General features: G+C 41.6%; 17 protein-coding genes. 11 read left to right on the forward strand and 6 right to left on the reverse strand.

Annotated features, from left to right (window positions below):
• Positions 1-72: 72 nt before the first annotated feature.
• From QWY93_RS15065 to QWY93_RS15085, 5 genes are all read left to right on the forward strand, one after another.
• Positions 73-780: a helix-turn-helix transcriptional regulator gene (locus QWY93_RS15065; protein ID WP_290249216.1), complete on the forward strand. Its 708-nt coding sequence runs from the start codon at positions 73-75 to the stop codon at positions 778-780.
• Complete coding sequence (locus QWY93_RS15070; protein WP_290249217.1) at positions 781-1509, forward strand: DUF3307 domain-containing protein; 729 nt, start codon at positions 781-783, stop codon at positions 1507-1509.
• A 149-nt stretch (positions 1510-1658) separates the two neighbouring features.
• Complete coding sequence (locus QWY93_RS15075) at positions 1659-2690, forward strand: Gfo/Idh/MocA family protein (RefSeq protein WP_290249218.1); 1032 nt, start codon at positions 1659-1661, stop codon at positions 2688-2690.
• Positions 2691-2877: 187 nt separating this feature from the next.
• Positions 2878-4092, forward strand: coding sequence for a vWA domain-containing protein (locus QWY93_RS15080; RefSeq protein WP_290249219.1), 1215 nt, complete (start codon positions 2878-2880; stop codon positions 4090-4092).
• Between the two features lie 178 nt (positions 4093-4270).
• Complete coding sequence (locus QWY93_RS15085) at positions 4271-4744, forward strand: hypothetical protein (RefSeq protein WP_290249220.1); 474 nt, start codon at positions 4271-4273, stop codon at positions 4742-4744.
• A gap of 836 nt (positions 4745-5580) precedes the next feature.
• Here QWY93_RS15085 and uxuA read toward each other — a convergent pair.
• From uxuA to uxaC, 3 genes are all read right to left on the reverse strand, one after another.
• Positions 5581-6765 (reverse strand): mannonate dehydratase, encoded by a 1185-nt coding sequence (gene uxuA, locus QWY93_RS15090; protein WP_290249221.1) that lies wholly within the window; start codon positions 6763-6765, stop codon positions 5581-5583.
• A gap of 354 nt (positions 6766-7119) precedes the next feature.
• Positions 7120-7935 carry an SDR family oxidoreductase gene (locus QWY93_RS15095; protein ID WP_290249222.1) on the reverse strand — a complete coding sequence of 272 codons (816 nt, stop codon included), beginning with the start codon at positions 7933-7935 and terminating at the stop codon, positions 7120-7122.
• Positions 7936-7969: 34 nt separating this feature from the next.
• Positions 7970-9400 carry a glucuronate isomerase gene (gene uxaC, locus QWY93_RS15100; RefSeq protein ID WP_290249223.1) on the reverse strand — a complete coding sequence of 477 codons (1431 nt, stop codon included), beginning with the start codon at positions 9398-9400 and terminating at the stop codon, positions 7970-7972.
• A 465-nt stretch (positions 9401-9865) separates the two neighbouring features.
• Here uxaC and QWY93_RS15105 point away from each other — a divergent pair, with 465 nt between their 5' ends.
• Complete coding sequence (locus tag QWY93_RS15105) at positions 9866-10891, forward strand: LacI family DNA-binding transcriptional regulator (RefSeq protein ID WP_290249224.1); 1026 nt, start codon at positions 9866-9868, stop codon at positions 10889-10891.
• A 350-nt stretch (positions 10892-11241) separates the two neighbouring features.
• Here the strand turns inward: QWY93_RS15105 and QWY93_RS15110 are convergent, their stop codons facing one another.
• The 3 genes from QWY93_RS15110 to QWY93_RS15120 all read right to left on the reverse strand — a co-directional run bounded on the left by QWY93_RS15110 (position 11242) and on the right by QWY93_RS15120 (position 16213).
• Positions 11242-12591: a Gfo/Idh/MocA family protein gene (locus QWY93_RS15110; RefSeq protein ID WP_290249225.1), complete on the reverse strand. Its 1350-nt coding sequence runs from the start codon at positions 12589-12591 to the stop codon at positions 11242-11244.
• Positions 12592-12726: 135 nt separating this feature from the next.
• A complete protein-coding gene (locus QWY93_RS15115) occupies positions 12727-14130 on the reverse strand; it encodes a 3-keto-disaccharide hydrolase (RefSeq protein WP_290249226.1) in 1404 nt (467 codons plus the stop codon).
• Positions 14131-14566: 436 nt separating this feature from the next.
• Positions 14567-16213: a UxaA family hydrolase gene (locus tag QWY93_RS15120; RefSeq protein ID WP_290249227.1), complete on the reverse strand. Its 1647-nt coding sequence runs from the start codon at positions 16211-16213 to the stop codon at positions 14567-14569.
• Positions 16214-16347: 134 nt separating this feature from the next.
• Here QWY93_RS15120 and QWY93_RS15125 point away from each other — a divergent pair, with 134 nt between their 5' ends.
• The 5 genes from QWY93_RS15125 to QWY93_RS15145 are packed head-to-tail and all read left to right on the forward strand — an operon-like array spanning position 16348 to position 20832.
• Positions 16348-17343 (forward strand): sugar kinase, encoded by a 996-nt coding sequence (locus QWY93_RS15125; protein ID WP_290249228.1) that lies wholly within the window; start codon positions 16348-16350, stop codon positions 17341-17343.
• Between the two features lie 10 nt (positions 17344-17353).
• The gene (locus QWY93_RS15130; RefSeq protein ID WP_290249230.1) at positions 17354-18025 is read left to right on the forward strand and encodes a bifunctional 4-hydroxy-2-oxoglutarate aldolase/2-dehydro-3-deoxy-phosphogluconate aldolase; all 672 of its coding nucleotides are present in this window, start codon (positions 17354-17356) and stop codon (positions 18023-18025) included.
• Positions 18026-18029: 4 nt separating this feature from the next.
• Positions 18030-19043, forward strand: coding sequence for a TRAP transporter substrate-binding protein (locus QWY93_RS15135; protein WP_290249231.1), 1014 nt, complete (start codon positions 18030-18032; stop codon positions 19041-19043).
• Entirely contained in the window at positions 19036-19530 is a 495-nt protein-coding gene (locus QWY93_RS15140; RefSeq protein ID WP_290249232.1) for a TRAP transporter small permease, read from the forward strand. The genes QWY93_RS15135 and QWY93_RS15140 overlap by 8 nt, the downstream gene beginning before the upstream one ends.
• 6 nt (positions 19531-19536) lie before the next feature.
• Positions 19537-20832, forward strand: a complete 1296-nt coding sequence (locus tag QWY93_RS15145; protein WP_290249233.1) for a TRAP transporter large permease — start codon at positions 19537-19539, stop codon at positions 20830-20832.
• The last annotated feature ends 82 nt before the right edge of the window (positions 20833-20914 follow it).

Raw genomic sequence — 20914 nt, forward strand, 5'->3', positions numbered from 1 at the left:
CCTATAAAGTTGTTTTATATGTAAATAAGCCTATAAATTTTATTTATTGGTTTAAATGCCTATATTTATCCCATGGCAAAACAATTCCAGGAGATAAAAGCGGTAATATCAGGGGATGTCATTTCTTCAACGAGTTTAGTAGAAGAGGATAGAGTGGAACTTGAAAAGAGAATGGCTTGGCTATTGGGTTTTTTGGAGGATAAATTTGGGGTTTTTGGCCGTATCATCAAAGGCGATTACCTGGAATGCGTGGTAGGAAATCCAGCAAATGCCCTTAGGGTGGCTTTGGCCATCAAAAGTTTTGTAAAGGCTTTTGAGGTACAATCTTCCAAAAACAGCAAAATAAATAATCGAATTAAACTGTTTAAAACCCATGGAATCCGCCTGGCAGTTGGCTTGGGGGAATTGTCCAGGTTTGACCCGGACAAAGGTATCATTGATGGGGAGGCCGTTTATCTTTCCGGTCGATTGATCAATGTGGCCCATTCCCACAACAAAGAAAGAGTGGTAATCAAAAGCACCCTATTTTTTGCTTCCTCGTCTGAGGCACTGAATGAGCAGTTTCAGGCCATGTTTGCCCTATTGGATGAACTGATCAGTAAAGCAACAGCAAGGCAATCGGAAGTGCTTTTCTGGAAATTGATGGGAGAAAATGAATCAGAAATTGCCGAAAGGCTGGATATTAGCCAATCCGTGGTCAATCAGCATTCCACCAGTCTGGGCTGGAACGGCATAGAAAAAGCAGTGGATTATTTTAATAAAACCATTCAAGAAAAATAAATGCATCTATCAGGCTTACTGACTTTACAATTAATAGCACATTTAATGGCTGACTTTTTCTTTCAAACTGACCGGTTAGCCAAAGAAAAGAACCAATTGGGTTTTCAATGTCCATTTTTAAAATGGCATGCCCTGATTGTTTTTCTCCTATCCTGGATTTTATCCTTTCAGTTGACATTTGCAGGAGGGGCACTGATCATTGCCATTACCCATTTTCTGATGGATGGGTTCAAAAAATACCTTAACCAAAGTAAATTGTTTGGAAAATATGCCTTCTTTATTGATCAGGGTTTTCATTTTCTGGTCATTATTCTGGTGGTTTTCTTTTTCGGACGGTATTTTGAAATCCAATCTATTTTACCGCTAAGGCTTCCTATCAAGGGGCTATTGATTATTTTAGCCTTTTTAATTTGTCTTAAGCCTGCCAATATATTTATCAAGGAAGTATTTAGGGCTTTTGAAATCCCAGTTCCCGATAATGATGATTTGCCCAATGCCGGGAAATTGATTGGTGTTTTGGAGCGGGTATTGGTGTTGACATTTATTTTGCTGGGCCAGTTTCAAGCAGTTGGTTTTTTGATTGCTGCCAAATCAATCTTGAGGTATAAAAATGATGACACTTTAAAGACTGAATATGTCCTGATAGGTACCATGTTAAGCTTTGGTATTGCATTACTGGCTGCTGTATTATTGTCTTTGGAAAGGTTGGTTGGGCTTTATTTTGTTTAATGAAAGACCCTTGTTGTCCTTTCTGCTTAGAAGCAGGATAAATAAAATTGAGCCTGAGGCCCAATAGATATATTTTGAATTTCACCATTTAATTAATTCTAACCATCTTTATTAAATCAATTCCCCGTTCCACATAAAAAAAAATCATCATGACCCAACCCGTAAAATTTGGAATCATTGGCACTGGAGCCATCGCTGGACAACATGCAGCAGCAATCAAAGAATTACCCGAAGCAGAACTGGTTGCCGTTTGTAGTTCCAGTCCTGAAAGGGCCAACCAGGCCGAAGAAAAATTAGGGGTGAAAGCCTATTCCAATTGGGAGGACTTTTTGGCCCATCCGGGAATGGAAGCCGTTTCTATCTGTACGGCCAGTGGCCATCATATGGAACCGGCCATTAAAGCTGCTCATGCGGGTAAGCATATATTAGTGGAAAAACCCGTTGAAATCAATTTGGAAAGGGCTGAAATGATGATAAAAGCTTGTGAGGATAATGGGGTAAAGTTGGGTGTGGTATTTCAAAACCGTTTTAATAAGGATTTTATTCGCTTGAAGGAAGCTGTTTCACAGGGAGAGCTGGGGAAATTATTGATGGGCAATGCCTATATCAAATGGTTCCGGGACAAGGATTATTATGCCAGCAGCCAGTGGAAAGGAACCTTTAAAGGTGACGGGGGAGGTGCACTGATCAACCAGGGCATCCATACCATTGATTTATTATTGGATATTATGGGAGATGTTGAGGCTGTGTACGGTCAGGTTAAAACTACCCTTTATGATATTGAAGGGGAGGATTTGGGTACTTCGGTAGTGAATTTTAAAAATGGAGCCCTGGGTAATATTACCGGTGGAACGGCCTTGTATCCAGGTTATCCCGAAAGGCTTGAAATTTTTGGCACCGAAGGCAGTGTGATTTTGGAAGCTGGAAAAATCGTAGAATGGAATATCAGAGGCCAGGAACCCGGTCAGAAAGTTCAAAAAGATCAACAAAAGAGTGGTTCAGCAGATCCCATGGCCATTGGCCATCAACTGCATTTGGCCCAATTTAAGGATATGGTTGAAGCTATTCGAAATGACCGATCACCTTTGGTGGATGGAACAACCGCCAAAAAGGCATTGGCCGTGGTATTAGGGATTTATCAATCCTCCGGGGAAGGGCAACAAGTAAAAGTCCAATCTTAAAAAACATTACGGTCCAAGTCGGGAGACTTGGACCGTAATAATTAAAGTCTCCAGACTTTTACCTCCCTCAAGTAGATCCAAGAACCTGCCTACCACCATCCCAAAAATCCCATATTTTTTCACCACGCCTGGGACAAAATCCACCTTCAACTCGTCTAGGCAAAAAAAGACCAAAACCCATTTTCCAATGAAAAAGTCATTACTACCATTCATTTTATTTTGGGCTGCTGTTTTATTCTTATGGAGCTGTGAAAGCAGTTTGGAGGATACGGATCCAAGTGCGGTTGATGTTGGCCGAACAGATGGAACTTTATATAGTGAAGCAGGGGGAGGTGGATCTTCCTCTGGGGGTGGAAATGGGCAAGGCCAAGAACCGGAGCCCGGGGTGATTACTGCTGGGGAATGGAAAGACCTGGACCACTGGGATTTTTGGCAAAACCTTTTTAATGAAAAGGATTATGAGAAAATGCCCGAATATTGGGGTTTTGACCTTCAAAACCGTTTTGCTCTGGAAATCAAACAAAGCAATGGTCAACCTGCCATTGATGTTCCGGTGACTCTGAAAGCCGGAAATGAAACCATCTGGCAAGCCAAAACAGACAATAAAGGCCGGGCAGAACTTTGGGGAAATATCTTTGCCCCTGCCATGGGAAGGTTACAATCGGAGGACTGGACGATTTCCATTGATGGTGGAAATATGACGATCCAGGATCCAACGCCCTATCAAGGAGAAGTCCAGCAAGTGACCTATACCCCAAACAGGCAAGTGGAAAATCGGGCTGAATTGGCTTTTGTGGTGGATGCTACAGGTTCTATGAGTGATGAATTGGAATACCTGAAAACCGAATTGCTGGATGTGATCCAAAGGGCAAAATCTGAAAATCCCGGCACTTCATTCTTAACAGGTTCCGTTTTTTATCGGGATACAGAAGATGAATACCTGACACGCGAATCCCCATTTTCATCCGATATCCAGACTACCTTGAGCTTTATTGAAGATCAGGAAGCCAACGGAGGAGGCGATTTTCCGGAAGCCGTCCATACCGCTCTATCCAAGGCCATCCGGGAACTACAATGGTCCTCCCAGACTAGGGCCAGATTACTTTTTTTGTTGTTGGATGCCCCACCTCATTATGAAACTCAAATTGTAGATGAAATGCATGACCTTACTCAACTGGCAGCCGCCAAAGGCATCAAAATCATCCCCATTACCGCCAGCGGTATCGACAAAGAAACCGAATTCCTGATGCGTTTTATGGGCAATGCTACTAATGGTACCTATGTATTTATCACCAATCATAGCGGAATCGGTAACGATCACCTAGAGCCTTCCATTGGTGAATATGAGGTGGAATATCTGAATGTTCTGATGGTTAGGTTGTTTGGAGAGGCAGTGGAGTAGGAGAGGCTGTGTTAAGGGTTAATATGTTAAGTGTTAATATATGGTTGGATTAATCGCAAATGCTGGGAGGGGGCAATGGTTTTTTTTAATTTTGTTAAAAAAATTGATGTAAATAAGAAATATTGAAATTTTCCATTTCCAGTGATCTATTATCCACGAAAAACTTTGTTTATACAAAATGTCTAATTCTTTATATACTATCAATATCCTATCCTTTTTAAACCAAATTGACATAAAAGTAATAGAAACAGCCCTGAAAGAAGATACTTTTCTCCCCGGGATTAAAATAGACAAGGGAAGGCTTTTGTATGATCCGGATAAACTGGAGCATCCCGGAGATTTGCTGCATGAGGCGGGCCATATGGCTTTGATGACTCCTAAGGAGGCGGTGCTTATCGAAGGGAATGTGGCTGATTTCAGGCCTCCAGGACAGGATGATGAAATTGGCGTGCAAGCCTGGACCTTTGCTGCGGTGCTGCATCTTGATTTGCCTCCGGAAGTGGTTTTTCACGATGCGGGCTACCATGGAGAATCCCAATGGTTGATGGAATTATTCCAATCCGGCAAATATCCCGGACTTTCCCTTTTGGCCTGGATGGGACTATGTGAAGAAAGTAAGTTTCCTAAAATGAAGCGGTGGGTAAGGGAGTGAGATAAATAAGATTATTATTGTGAGTATACGAGCTTTTGCACGTCATGTAGTAATTTATTGTTTTTCTTTATTATTATTTGATACTTTTTCCTTGATGAAAAAGTGTCCAACCCCGAAAGCTTTCGGGGCAAGGCCTGTGAAGCGCCTTTCAAATTGGGCATTTTTGTTTTCGATTTCACTTCAGTTTTACCCAATTTGATTTTTGTCCAATTGCTACGGCCTAAAAATGAATGGATCTCGCTCGTCCACTTCGCGAGCTAATTCATTTTTTTAACGCCCTCCGCAATCGTCCAAAAACCAGATGCTTCAAGGGCCGCTCCAACGGTCTTTTCTAATAAATTACATATTGGTAATTTCAAACAAGAAAGAGAGTAATCAATTTTTTTTGGAGATATGAACTAAGGGAGTGAAAGTAGAAGGGTTAATCTGTCTTTAAGAATGTTCAAAAGGCGTACAAGCTCTTCAAATTGAGCCATTTTCGTTTATGATTTCAATTTTTTTTTCTCAATTTGATTTTGTCCCAATTGTTTCAAGCTAAAAATGAGTGGATCTTGCTCGCCCACTTCGCAAGCTAACTCATTTTTTTAACGCCTTCCTCAATTGTCCCAAAAACGGATGCTTCAAGGGCCGTCCAAACAATCTTTCCAAAAAAATTACTATTCGCTAATTACGTGTAAAAAAGGGGGTAGTCTGATTAGAATCAAGTAATAAATAGTAAAAAAGTACTTAATTGAAATCCAATATTATTACCTGAAAAGCTGGTCCAAACCTCATTTACCCATTAACTCAATAACCCAAAAAATAAAAAAAAACAGGGCCTAAGCCCCGTTTTTTTTTTATTTTTCCTCCATACTGTAAATCAATCCCATCTCCAATCCCCGAAGCTCGGCAAGGCCTTTGAGCCTACCGATGCCGGTATAGCCTGGATTTGTGGTTTTATTGAGATCATCCAGCATCTGGTGACCATGGTCTGGACGCATGGGCAGGGATTTTTGTCTCCTGGCCTGAAGCAGGATCAATTCCTTAATTACATCGATAATGGGAACATCACCCTCCAGATGGTTGGCTTCATGGAAGTTGCCTTCACTGTCTCTCTGAGTGCTGCGCAGATGGATAAAATGGATGTGTTTGCCCCAGTCTCTAATGATCTGCGGTAAATCATTATCCTCCCTGACACCATAGGAACCAGTACAAAAAGTTAGTCCATTATACTCACTGATATTGTCCGTTAGGATTCTTTCGACATCGCTGGCTGTGCTGACCACCCTGGGTAATCCCAATAAGGGAAAAGGAGGATCATCCGGGTGAATGGCCATAAATACCCTGTTTTTTTCGGCTACAGGAATGATTTCTTCCAGGAATAACCGAAGATTTTCAGCCAGCACCTTTTCGTCAATATTTTTGTAGGTGTCCAACGCTTTTTGGAAATCTTCCAATGAATATCCTTCCTCCGCACCGGGCAAGCCTGCAATAATATTATTAACTAAGGTCTGTTTGGTTTCCTCACTGGCTTCCTCAAAATATTTTTTGGCCTTTTGAATCACTTCCTCTGGATAAGAGGAGGAAGCCCCTGGTCTTTTGAGGATAAAAAGGTCAAAAGCTGCTAAGGCCTGTAGTTCAAACCTGAGTGCTTTTGCTCCATTGGGTAACTCATAAGCCAAATCAGTACGGGTCCAATCCAAAACCGGCATAAAATTATAGCAAACAGTATGGATGCCCTCTGCTGCCAAGTTCTCGATGGAGGTTTTGTAATTTTCTATATACTGCTGAAAATTCCCTGATCTGGTTTTGATGTTTTCATGGACAGGAATACTTTCCACCACCGACCAGGTTAATCCGGCTTCTTCAATGATGGTTTTTCTTTTTTTGATTTCCTCCCGCGTCCATACTTCCCCATTGGGAATATGGTGGAGTGCAGAAACGACCCCCGTAGCCCCGGCCTGACGGATATCAGCCAAGCTTACCGGATCCTTTGGACCATACCAACGCATGGTCTGCTCCATTTTCTTTATTGCTTTCATAATGATTAATTCTTCCTAGAATAAAGTTAATGAATTAGCAGGTTAAATGTGCTTCTCGGGGATTTTTCCCTATCAATGTGAAAGATAAATCCCCATTATCAACAGATGAAATGAATAAGAAGTATAATAACCTTTAACTTTGAATTCGAATAAAAAGGGTCGAATGTTGGTTCCAAACGTCATTGCGAACCCTTTTGGGTTTGGGTAAGCGGGATGGAAAGGGTGTGGCAATCTCCTATTAATGTGAGATTCCCACGGTTTCCTTCACTTATCCCAACGCTAAACCTCGGAATGAGCTTTTATTATATTAACCTGAGGCATTTAACCTTTCAACATTCCAACTTTAAAACTTTTTTAAACTCCAGTATAAGCACTGAATCCACCATCAATAGGAATGATGGTGCCAGTGACAAAGTTGGAGGCATCACTGCAAAGGAAATCAACGGAGCCAAACAAGTCCTCCGGCTTTCCAAATCTGGCCATTGGGGTATGGGTGATGATCTGGTTACCCCGGTCGGTCAGGCTGCCATCTTCTTTGGTGAGCAATGCCCGGTTTTGGTCGGTCAAAAAGAATCCCGGAGCTATGGCATTTACCCTGTATTCTGGACCATATTTTTGGCAGAATTCGGTAGCCAACCATTTGGTAAGGTTGTCGATGGCGGCTTTGGCAGATGCATAACCCACTACACGGGTCATTGGCCTGGATGCAGCCATGGAGGAAATATTGATAATACTGGCCTTTTTGCTGGCCAATAAAAGCGGTGTGAAAATTTGGGTAGGTAAGAGCGTACCCATATAATTCAGGTCCATTACTTTTCGGACTTCCTCAATCTGCATGTCCGTGATTTTTTGGTCAGGAGTCACGATGGCACCGGGCATATTACCCCCTGCCGCATTGATCAACACATCAATATGGCCAAATTCTTTTTCTACCTGGGCTTTGGCTTCACCAAGTTCTTTTTCGCTGGTTACATCGGACAATAAAGGGAAAGCTTTTCCACCCTCCTTTTGGATTTCCTTAACCAAATTGTCCACTTTTTCAGGATTTCTACCCAAAACAATCACTTGAGCACCCCTTTGGGCCAAATGTTCTGTAATATGGCTGCCCAAAACTCCTGTGGCGCCACTTATTAAAATAATTTTGTCCTTGATTGAAAATGTTTCAGACATAAGTTAAATCTTATCTTTTGTGATTTAGTGTATATTATTGTTCAAAATTAAAATGCTGCTTGGCATTGTAATAACAAATATCCTTGACTATTTTTCCCAACCATTTTTCATCAGCCGGCAATTCTCCATTGACCACATCCTGTCCAATCAGGTTGCAAAGGGTTCTTCTGAAGTATTCATGCCTAGGAAAGGATAAAAAGCTCCTGGAATCGGTTAACATCCCCACAAAACAGCTCAACAAACCCATATTAGACAAGGCATTCATTTGTTTTTCCATGCCATCCTTTTGGTCCAAAAACCACCAGCCGGAACCAAATTGAATTTTTCCACGGATGGAACCGTCATTGAAGTTGCCAATCATTGTGGCCAATACTTCATTGTCCCTTGGGTTGAGGTTATATAAAATTGTTTTGCTCAATTGGTCTGTTTTGTCCAGTTCATTGAGGAATTGGGCCAATGCTTTAGCCTGGGAAAAATCCCCTATGGAGTCAAAACCGGTGTCCGGACCCAGAATGCTCAACATCCGCTCATTGGTATTCCTCAAAGCTCCTAAGTGGAACTGCTGGGTCCAACCTTTGGCATGGTATAGCCTGCTCAATTCCATTAGCGTGATGAATTTGAAATACTGGGTTTCTTTTTGGTCTAATTCCTGACCTTTTAGGAGCTTGGAAAATAAGGATTCAATTTCGTAGGTGCCAATTGAAAAATAATACAGCTGTTCCAATCCATGGTCAGCCAGGCGCCCTCCATTTTCATGGAAGTAGGCGATTCTATTTTCCAGGGCAGCTATCAAAGTTTCATGGCTATTGATGCTCACTCCACTCGCTTGCTCTAATTTATTCAGGTATTCGGAATAAGCTTTAGGGTCTTCTACCGCATAAGCCTTATCGGGCCGGAAGGTGGGGAAGAGCTTGATTTCCATACCATCCTTATGGGCTTTTTGGTGGTAGGCAAGGTCATCTATGGGATCATCGGTGGTACAAACAGTTTCCACATTCATTCTTTTGAGGAGACCTTGAGTACTGTGGCTTTCCTGCTGAAGTTGACGGGTGGTTTCCTGGTAAATTTCTTTTGCATTATCCGAAGATAGCAAATCATGTATGTCAAAATACCGCTTAAGTTCAAGGTGAGTCCAATGGTAAAGAGGGTTCCTTAAAGTATAGGGAACGGTATAAGCCCATTTTTCAAATTTTTCTTGATCACTCGCACCACCTGTGATAAATTTTTCATCAATGCCCAATGTCCGCATGGCCCGCCACTTATAATGGTCTCCGGCTAACCATACCTGGCTGATATTTTCAAATTGCCGATTTTCTGCCAGGTCTTTAGGGGAAAGGTGGCAATGGTAATCAATGATGGGCAAGTGTCTGGCATAATCGTGATAAAGGCGCTGGGCCATTCCTGAATGCAATAAAAAATCATCCGTAATAAAGGAGGCTGTTGGGTTTGTTGTAGTATTGGTCATGATTGAAATTGATTTTTTGTTTATGGCTTAATTAAAAACCATCCCACATTCCTGGTTTTTCAATCTATTATTAACTTAAAGTCAAAGAGTTTTCATTTAGGAAAATAAAGATTGCTAAATGGTGGTTTAGATTTCGGATTGACCAGGGTTCAAAGGGACTTAACTTTTCTATTAAAAGTAATATTAAGTAATGTTAGCTTCCTTTGTAAGGAAAATAGCCATTTTAATTACGGAATCGATTTCGGGATTAAAATAGATCCGCAAATTACATGAATTGGCATGAAGTAGGCGAGTTTTATCATTAAATCACAACGCTTACAATTTGGGAAATTATTAAGTCGATTTGCTCCTTCTGATCTATTATTTTCTTCGTTTATGGATTAGCCTATGAAAGCAATAGGGTGAAACAGTACAGTTGGTTGGGTTGAAAAATGTACATTTGGAAAAAAATTCCCTGAATTCAACATGAGTGGAGTTAATATCAAACAATTGGCAGAAGCCTTAAAGCTGGCTCCCAGTACTGTCTCACGGGCTTTGAATGACAGTTATGAGATCAGCGAGAAAACCAAGAAACGGGTCTTGGCGATGGCTGAAAAGATGAGCTACCGCCCCAATCCATTCGCCAGAAGTTTGCGGGAGCATAGAAGTAAAACAATTGCCATGATCATTCCTGCTCTGGTGAATAATTTTTTTTCACAGGTAATTGAAGGAGTGGAAGAGATTGTACAAGAATATGGTTACCACCTTCTGGTGTACAATACCCATGAAAGCTGTCAAAAAGAAAGGGAAATCGTTTCCCATCTATTAAATGGTAGGGTGGATGGAATTATGATGTCCTTAAGCCATCAAACAAGTTATTATGAGCATATTCAAAAGATTTATGATCAGGGAATCCCCCTTATCTTTTTCGATAGGGTTTGCAGACATATACCCACAACCAAATTCATTACCAATGATTACGAAAGTGGGTTTAAGGCTACTGAACACCTTATTGAGCAAGGTTGTAAGCGGATTGCCTTTTTGTTGCTTTCAAATGAAATATCTATTGGAAAGCAAAGGTTGAGGGGGTATAAAGATTCACTGGGTTTTCATGGTTTGGAAGTGGAAGAAAAATTGATCCTAAAATGTGGCAGCACTGACAGTGAAAATGCAGATGCCATCCGGCAACTATTAAATGCCCCTGATAGGCCTCAAGGCATTTTGTCCAGTGTGGAGAAATTGGCTATCAGCACTTATTATATTTCCAGGGACCTTTGTTTAGGCATTCCTGAGGACATCAAATTGGCCAGTTTTTCGAACCTGAAAATTGCAGACCTTCTCAACCCAGGTTTGACCACCATCGCCCAACCAGCTTTAGAAATTGGTCAGGAAGCCGCCAAACTTTTGATGACGAAATTGACCAAGAAAAACACCCCGGACTTTGCTGACCAGACCATTACGATTCCCTCAGTATTGGAGGTGAGAGGATCTTCGGGGGGAATTAGCAGCTAGTTATAGTAAATTAGCCCAAAGTTGTCGATGCTCAATATGGGTAAACCGTTTTGGTTAAAAATTGATTAATAATCCATCAGTAAAACAAGAGTTTGAGACTCAATTTTTCTGGTCCCGCGGAACAGCCGATGGGACAACCCAGATGTAATAAGGATTGCAAATTCCAAACAGCTCCAGATTCAGAGCTGTTTTGATATTAAAAAGTGGTTGGAGGGGACACAAACCCCCCGGAAAGGACTTCAACCTAGAAGCTGTCTTTATTCTTTGCTCTTTTCTCTTAATTCTAAAAAAAGCCCTGAAAAAAATCGAATTTCCCAGGGCCTTTCCAAAGGTATTTTAAATGTAAAAGTTTATAATTTTGGTTCATATCCTTTTTCGTACCTTCTTGACCAGAGTTTTTGGGCAGCCCGGCTGTTGGTGATATGGCCATTACTATCGTCTATTTTCAGGACTTCCCCTGTTCTGGAGGAGATATTGGCATAATGGCAAAGCAGGGTGCTTTTTGCTCCTTCATCGATTGGGGACCGCTGGGCTTCCTTGCCACGGATGGCCTGAAAGAAATTGACCATATGTGCTGTGGACATGTCCCCGCCACCACCTAATTGGACGCCTCCTTCACTGCCGGATCCCATGTTTTTCTTGATCATTTTGCCATTGCGGTTATACAGTTTATAACCATCCCTGTCAATGAAAGCCGAACCCTCTGTTCCATAGATAATGGTGCCTCTACCACCTCCATAAGTATTATAGCTATTGCGGCTTTTGCCATCCCATTCTATGGTTTTGTTATCTTTGAACTTAAAGGTAGCCATCATGGTGTCATACATGGTCCAGCCATCATCTACCCAATGGTATTTGCCGGAATCCACCATGACTTCCTCAGGAAAATCCACCTGCAATGCCCAACGGGCAATGTCCAGTTCATGGGTGGCATTATTGCCTGTTTCTGCTGTGCCAAAATCCCATCCGTACCAATGCCAATTGTAATCCCAGGTGTCATGCATGTATTCCTTCCTTGGGGAAGGTCCCTGGAATAAATCCCAATCCAATCCATCAGGAACAGGAGCCTGGGTAGGATTGACCACTCTTCCGCGGGCATTCGAATAAAAAGCAGTTGCTTTATAAGGTTTGCCTATGGCTCCATTATGAATATCATTGATAATCTCAATACTTTGCATGGAAGACCGCTGTTGGTTACCCATTTGGATGACCTTTTGGTATTTCTTCTGGTAGGCCACCAATAATTCCCCTTCTCTGGGGTTATGGCTACAGGGTTTTTCTACATAGACATGTTTTCCTTTTTCAACGGCCATCCAGGTTCCAGGTGCATGCCAGTGATCCGGGGTGGCATTGATAATAGCATCCACCTTGGGATCTTCAATGACTTTAAAAATGCTGTTTTCCAGGATGGCATTATGGTCCATATGTTTGGAAAACTGTTTAGCAGCATTTTCCCTTTGCGATTTCATCACGTCACAGAGGTAAAGCAAATTGACATTACTTTCTTTTCGGGCAATAGGATCAAAGTATGCTCCTAATCTTCTTCCAAGCCCACAAATGGCCAAGTTTAAACGATCATTGGCACCTATGATATTTCCATAACTTTTGGCAGAAAAGCTCAGGGCTCCCAGGCTGGATAAGCCCGCGGTTGCCATGGCGGATTTTTTTATAAATTCCCGTCTATTATTGGTTTTTTTCATGGTTGATTTTGGGTTGTCTGTATATCAGCAATTTGAAAATTTGAGATGAGGTCCACGAATCCGCTTCAGCGGTCAAGTTTCCACTAATTATCACGATTCTGCCATCGGCAGACAAGTAAGCACGGATTCGTTTTTTTATTGCAGTTCTTTAAGTTTGATGGTTTTGAAGCTTACTTTGTTTCCATGGTCCTGGAGGAGAATATGACCTTTTTCAGCTTGGCCAAAATTGTCCCAAACCTTGTATTTGCTTTTTGCTACCAAGTCCTTGTAAGCTTCAGATCCCCTTTCATATTCCAAAACTTTTACACCATTCAAGTAATGCTCCACATGGTTGTTGGGATAAACCACCACTCGGCCATGGTTCCATTCTCCGATGGGTTTTACAAATCTCGAAGGTTTATCAGCTTTAATCAGGTCATATAGGGAAGCCAGGGTACGGTTGCCATCTCTGCCTTTTTTTGCATCAGGATGCCTTTCATCATCCAAAATCTGGTATTCCAAGCCGATGGCCGAACCTTCATTACCCTCTGATAAAGTGACAAAATATTTCACACCACTATTGGCACCTTCGGTCAATTTAAATTGAAAAGCCAGGTCAAATGCACTGTATTCTTCTTCGGTGACAATATCGCCTACATTTGTGGATTCCCCGCCTCCCGCAGCTTCTATGGTCAAAACACCCTCATTGATGGTCCAACCTCCGTCCGGGAAAGTTTCCTTGTATGCACCTACCCAGCCTTCAGAATTTTGTCCATTGAAAAGTAGCTTCCAGCCATTTTCTTTTTCATAATCGGTGAGGTGGTTATCGACATTGGTCACTACAAAAACATCTTTTTCAAAAGGTTTTGGCTCCAGGTTTTCTGTTTTGATGCGGATATTTTTAAAGTAGGTTTTTCTTCCTGCATGTTCGGGATTACCAATGCTATGTACCTGAAGACCAATGATTCCCTTGGCATCCATATCGTCCACCACATAGGCCACTTCCTGCCCATTGATCCAGGTTTTGATTTCATTGCCAATAGCTTCTATGCGGTAATGGTTGTATTCACCCATTTTGAAGGCATCTTTTGCTTCCGGGTTAAGGGTCAAGGGATACAGCCAACCTCTTCTTGCCTCATCATAAATCCCTCCAGACCAAGCCCTGTCAGTGGGATCTGCTTCTACCTGATAACCATAAACCAAACCTTGTCCATCATTTCCTTCAGGATCATATTGTCCACGGATGATGATGCCTGAATTACTCGTTTCATCTTCAATTTTCAGGTCCAACTCCAGGATATAATCGCCATATTCCTTTTCAGTGGATAAAAATGTGTTGGGGGTATTGGCAGTGGCAATGCCAACAATGGCGCCATCTTCAATCTTAAATTCAGCTTCGCCCCCCAAAGGTTTCCAACCTATTAGGGATTCTCCATCAAAAAGGGAAGTCCATCCATTTTGTCCCTCCGTTGAATTATTTTCTGCTTGCTTGGATCCACAAGCGAAACAAAGCATCCCTGATATCAATAGGGTAAGGGGAAAAGAAATTTTCTTAAACATGTTTTATTCTGGTTTTTTTGAGTTAATCGAAGTCTAAAATGAATATTAAATTCCGCTTATTCAAATAAAGACCTGGGATTAATTACGAAATCGATTCCGTGAAAAAGGGAGGAGGGTATTATATTTTTATGTTGAAGGTTGGAATGTTTGGGCCCACTAATTGCACTTATTATCTAGATTTTATTTTGGTTGGAGTCTATTTTTCAAGGTATCATCTAGATTAAGTTAAATTACATGAAAGAAATGGATTTGTGGGTATCCAAAAATAGCCTTCATTTTCAATGAGGGCTTTAGGGGATGGGCATTTTCAATGCCTTTCTAATAATAGGAGGAGATTAAGGAATATATTTAAAAGGATACATTTCCAGCTTATTAACAAAAAAAGCGCCCGAAGGCGCTTTTTCAATCTATAGTCTAAAATCTATGATCTCCTATTTTACAAAGATACGCCCCTTTTCCAAGGGATGAAGTCATCCTGGTTAAGGGTCATAGCTTTGGCTTTTTCTTCACCGCTGGCCACTCTAATGATATGTTCAAGGATTTCTTCACCCATTTCTGGAATGCTTCTATCACCAGAGATTACATCACCAGTGTTGATGTCGATGATATCTGACATCTTTTCTGCCAATTTATGGTTGGAAGAAACTTTCAATACCGGAGTAACAGGATTACCAGTTGGGGTTCCCAATCCAGTGGTAAATAAGATGATGTTGGCACCTGAACCCGCCATGGCCGTAGTACTTTCCACATCATTACCTGGAGTACAAACCAGATTTAAACCGGGCTTGGTAACGTATTCAGCATAATCTAAAACATCCACGATAGGGGAGGTTCCGCCTTTCTTGGCTGCCCCAGCAGATTTCATGGCATCTGTAATCAATCCGTCTTTGATATTTCCAGGACTTGGGTTCATATCAAATCCTGATCCCACAGCTTCTGCTGAAGCTGCATAAGCCCGCATAATTTTTACGAATTTATCAGCAGATTCATCAGAAGTACATCTGTTAATCAATTCTTGCTCAACCCCACAAAGTTCAGGGAATTCAGAAAGGATGGTTTTGCCACCAAGAGCAACAATAAGATCCGAAGCATGTCCCACAGATGGGTTGGCAGAAATACCAGAGAATCCATCAGAACCACCGCATTCCAATCCAACGGTCAATTTGCTCAAGGGAGCAGGCTTCCTTTCAATCTGATCCGCTTCGGTCAGGGCAAGGAAGGTTTTTTGGATGGCATTGGTCAACATGGTCTCCTCTGTCCCTTCTTTCTGTTGTTCCAATAGGATGACCGGCTTTTTAAGATTTGGATTAATTTTATCCAGTTTTTCCTGCAAAATGGCTGGCTGGGCATTTTGACAACCCAAGCTCAAGATGGTTGCTCCTGCTACATTAGGATTATTAATATATCCTGCAATCAGGGCGCAAAGCATTTCGGAATCCTGACGAATTCCACCACAACCTGCTTGGTGGGTTAAGAATTTGACACCATCTATATTCTTAAAAATGCGAGTGTCTTCATCGGATTCGATCGTTTCCGCCGTCAAGTTGGCAATTTTTTCCTTTTGACCCTTGGTGTATAGATCCCCCATTTGCTGTACCATTGATTTGTAACGGTTGGGTTTTGCAAAGCCCAATTCCTCCACAAATGCGTTTTTCATGATTTCGATATTTCTGTTTTCACAGAATACCAAAGGGATCACCAACCAGTTATTAGTTGTACCCACCTGTCCATCTTCACGGTGGTAACCCATAAAGGTTCTATCCGCCCATTTACTGACATCAGGTGCGGTCCAGGACTTGAAATCCCTTACCCCGGTAAACTCAGCAGTTTTGTGCGCTACATTTTCTGTTGTCAACACTTCACCTTCCGCAATTGGGAATAGGGCCCTTCCAACGATGATTCCATACATATATATATCCTGGTCTTTTTCAAAGCCAGACTCGGAAAACTTATGTTTGGCCTGAACATCATGGGTGAGGGTGATGTCCTTTCCTTCATAAGTAACCTTTTCTCCCTTTTTCAAATCAGTCAAGGCTACCAGGACATTATCTTTTGGATGAATCTTTAAAATTTTATGTAACATAAGGATAAATTGTTTATATTGCGCAATCGATTGCACAAGTTAGCTAAAAAAAAATTAAACCGAATAAATTTCCGGTTTTTTTTCAAAACAAACATATTTTGGCCTTAATTCGGGAATTAAAATCAAAGCTATAGATGAATAAACGAGTAATAACTTTAGGAGAAATCATGATGAGGCTCTCCACACCGGGGTATGAGCGATTTGTCAATGCAAGTAATTTTAATGCTGTTTATGGCGGGGCTGAGGCCAATGTGGCCGTGTCTTTGGCCAACTGGGGCGTTTCAGCTGCCCATGTAACTGCATTTCCAAGTAATGATTTGGGAAAAGCAGCGACTCAATATTTGCGTTTTGCCGGAGTAGATACCTCACATATCTTTTTTGAAGAAGGCCGAATGGGTCTTTATTTTTTGGAAAACGGTGCGATGCAGCGTTCTTCTAAAATTATTTATGACCGTTTTGATTCTGTTTTTGCCAATTTTGATGCTGATAAGGTAGATTGGAAAGCCATATTTGAAGGGGCTGATTGGTTCCATTGGACGGGAATTACCCCGGCCATTTCTGCGTCTGCTGCCAAGTTGTGCCAGGATGCTGTAAAGGCTGCCAAAAAACAAGGGGTTAAAATCAGTGGAGACATTAATTATAGAAGGAACCTTTGGCAATATGGAAAACAGCCATTGGACATTATGCCGGAGCTGATTGAGCAAACTGATCTGATCATTGCAGGATTGACAGATTTTGAAAATTGCATGGGCATTTATGAATCTGACTTTGTTACTGCCTGCAAAAAAGCTCAAGAGCAATATCCCTCTATTAAATATGTATCCACAACTTACCGCGAATCCATCAGTGCTTCCCATAATAAATTAATGGGCGTGCTTTGGAATGGCAAGGAGTTGTTGGAGTCCAAATCTTATGATATGACCCATATTGTGGATCGAGTTGGCGGAGGAGATGCCTATATGGCCGGTTTGATTTATGGCTTGTTGGGTGCGGATGACCAGGAAGCCCTTGAATTTGCTGTGGCTGCCTCTGTTTTGAAGCACTCCATCCCAGGTGATGCCAATTTTGTGACCGTGGATGAAGTCATGCAATTAGTAAAAGGAGAAAACGTAGGAAAACTGTTAAGATAAAACCATAAAAATGAGATTTTCTAAAAGCGAAATTACTGCCGCAATGGAAGCTACCGGGATGATCCCGGTTTTTAACCACAGTGACATTGAAGTAGCCAAAAGTGTTGTGGACAGCTCTTATCAAGGAGGTGTCCGTGTTTTTGAATTTACCAACAGAGGGGCAAACTCTCTGGAAGTATTTAAAGCTTTAAAAGAATACGCCAAGCAATATGAGGATTTGATTTTAGGGATTGGAACCATTTTCACTCCTGCCGAAGCGGAGGAATTTTTGGAAGCGGGAGCGGATTTTATTGTTTCTCCAGCTTTGATTCCTAATATCGGTGCTTTCTGTAACAACAAGGGCATCCTTTGGATTCCTGGTTGCGGTACTGTGACCGAAATTTATAATGCCAAAGAAATGGGAGCGGAAGTAGTAAAAGCTTTCCCTGGCAATGTGTTGGGGGCATCTTTTGTATCAGCTGTCAAAGCGGTAATGCCCGATCTTAAAATCATGCCTACAGGCGGTGTAGAACCCACCGAAGATAACCTTTCTAAATGGTTTGGGGCAGGTGTGGTCTGTGTAGGTATGGGCTCTCAGTTGTTCAAAAAAGAATGGATTAGAAATAAAGATTTTGCCCCATTGGAAAAACAAATTGGCCAGACATTGGAGCTAATTCAATCGATCAAAAAGAAAAATTCTTAATGGAATGATATTTTCAAATTTCAATAAACCCTTCCGCTTTATTGCGTTGTTTAAGTTGCTGATTATATGTTTTTTAACAGCAGCTGTTTCATGTGATGGTCCCGGTGGTGTCCGTTATATTAAGTTAGGACATGGACTAGATATTAACCACCCTGTCCATGATGCAATGGTATATATGGCCGAGCGGATAGAGGAAAAATCAAATGGAAAAATGATTGTACAGGTTTATCCTAATGCCCAGCTGGGTAGTGAAAGGGAACTTGTAGAATTGTTACAAATCGGAAGCCTTGGGATGACCAAAGTTTCCTCTGCGGTAATGGAGAGTTTTGCACCCAAAATCCAAGTGCTTAGTCAGCCTTATTTATTTAGAAATGATGAACACCGGGAAAGGGTACTGAATGGTCCTATAGGAAAATCATTGCTTAATGAGGGAACCCAATTTTGGTTAAAAGGCCTGTGCTATTATGATGCAGGATCCAGAAGTTTTTACACCAAGGATGCCCCAGTAGAAACCCCTGAAGATTTGGTGGGAAAGAAAATCCGGGTAATGGAAAGCAATACAGCCATCAATATGGTCAATAGCTTTGGCGGTTCCCCAACCCCAGTTTCCTGGGGTGAACTATATACCGCCTTGCAGCAAGGTATTGTGGATGGTGCGGAAAATAACCCACCAAGTTTACTTAGTTCCAGGCATTATGAGGTTTGTAAGTACTATTCCTTAAATGAGCATACCGCTGTTCCTGACATGTTAATTGTGAGTACTAAAGTTTGGGAAAGGCTTTCCGAACAAGAGAAGCAATGGCTGCAGGAAGCTGCTGATGAATCCGCTACCTACCAATATAAGATTTGGGCAGAAGCTGAGGAGGAAGCTATGGAAGAGTTAAAGAAAGCGGGTGTAACGGTTACCCGCCCAGACAAAGAACCATTCCGCAAAGCAGTTGAAGGTATGTATGAGCAATTTGAAGAGGATAAACCAGAAATGTATGAAATCATTGAAAAAATAAGAAACCATGAATAGTAGCACATCTCTGAAACTTAGAATCAACCAAAAGGTAGGCGTTTTGCTGATAATTATCATGGCTTTGATGGTGATTAATGTGACCTGGCAGGTATTGTCCCGATATGTGGTGATGTCCCCCAGTTCCTTTACAGATGAATTGGCCAGGTTCCTTTTGATTTGGTTAGGCTTGTTGGGAGCCGCTTATGTAGCTGGTCATAATGAGCATTTGGCCATTGATATTTTACCGCAAAAATTAACAGGGAAAGCCAAGGATAAATTGATGATCTTTATTCATTTTATCATTATTTGCTTTGCCATACCCGTAATGATTTTTGGAGGAAGTAACCTGGTGTATATCACTTATATTCTAGGCCAAAAATCTACCACTTTGCAGGTTCCATTGGCTTATATCTACACCATTATTCCCATCAGTGGATTATTGATCCTTTTATATCAGATTTTGGATATCAAATCAATTCTTCATCATCATAAAAACCCGAAATAGTCAACAATGGAATATTTAAGTATTTTAATATTAGTCTTAAGTTTTGTGACCCTGATGGGAGTTGGGGTGCCGGTGGCCTGGAGTTTGGGCTTTTCCAGTTTTTTGACCTTAATTGTGACCGTTGCAGGGGTTCCTGCGGCAACTACCATTGCTCAAAGGATGGGGGCGGGGTTAAATAGTTTCTCTTTGCTGGCCATTCCTTTCTTCATCCTTGCCGGGGAAATCATGAACAAAGGTGGAATTGCCAATCGCCTGATCAACCTGGCCAAGGCCATGACAGGAAGGCTTCCCGGTGGGTTGATTTATGTAAACGTTATTGCTGCCATGCTTTTTGGTGCCATTGCAGGTTCTGCCGTGGCAGCTGCATCAGCCATTGGAAGTATTTTGGGTAAAAGAATGGAAGAAGATGGTTATCCAAAGGAGTTGGGTGTAGCCCTTAATGTTACCTCTTCAACTACCGGTTTGATCATTCCTCCTTCCAATATTCTCATCGTTTACTCCCTGGCCAGTGGCGGGGTGTCTATTGCGGCCTTGTTCGTAGCGGGTTATATTCCTGGACTTCTGGTAGGTCTATTGTTGATGGGAATGGGAGCCTATTTTGTAAGAAAGAAAAAATTGCCTGCCGGTGAAGCTACCTCTTGGGTCGAATTGGGGAAAGTGTTTTTACAAGCACTTCCAAGTTTGACTTTATTGGTAATTGTAATTGGAGGTATCATTGCCGGGATCTTTACAGCTACTGAAGCTTCTGCCATTGCGGTAATATATACTTTGATCCTTTCCTTTTTGAATAGGGAATTAAAATTGAAGGAGCTTCCAGCTATCCTGTTAAAATCTTCCGCCACTACCGCCGTGGTAGCCATGTTGATTGCAACCTCCATGAGTATGTCTTGGGTAATGTCCAGTGAAGATATTCCCCAATCCATCAGTAGGATTTTGTTAAGCTTGAGTGAAAATAAATACGTCATTCTAATCATTATCAACCTTATCCTATTATTTGTAGGGGTATTTATGGATATGACTCCAGCGGTATTGATCTTTACTCCAATTTTCCTTCCTGTAGTAACCGAATTGGGAATTGATCCGGTACACTTTGGAATTATCATGGTATTGAACCTTTGTATCGGGCTTTGTACCCCTCCAGTGGGTTCCGTGCTCTTTATTGGGGTAGGGGTGGCCAAGACCTCCATTTCCAAAGTCGTCAGGCCCTTGATGCCTTTCTTCTTTGCCATGATCATAGGATTGATCCTTATCACTTTGTTCCCTCAATTAGTCCTTTGGCTGCCTCAGTTCTTTGGATTGTAGGAGAAAAAGTGAAAACAATATTATTAAAAAGGTCCCTGGATTTCAGGGGCCTTTTTTTATGCCTAAGGATTTTCACATAGAA

The sequence above is a fragment of the Echinicola jeungdonensis genome (genome assembly GCF_030409905.1).
GTDB lineage: Bacteria > Bacteroidota > Bacteroidia > Cytophagales > Cyclobacteriaceae > Echinicola > Echinicola jeungdonensis.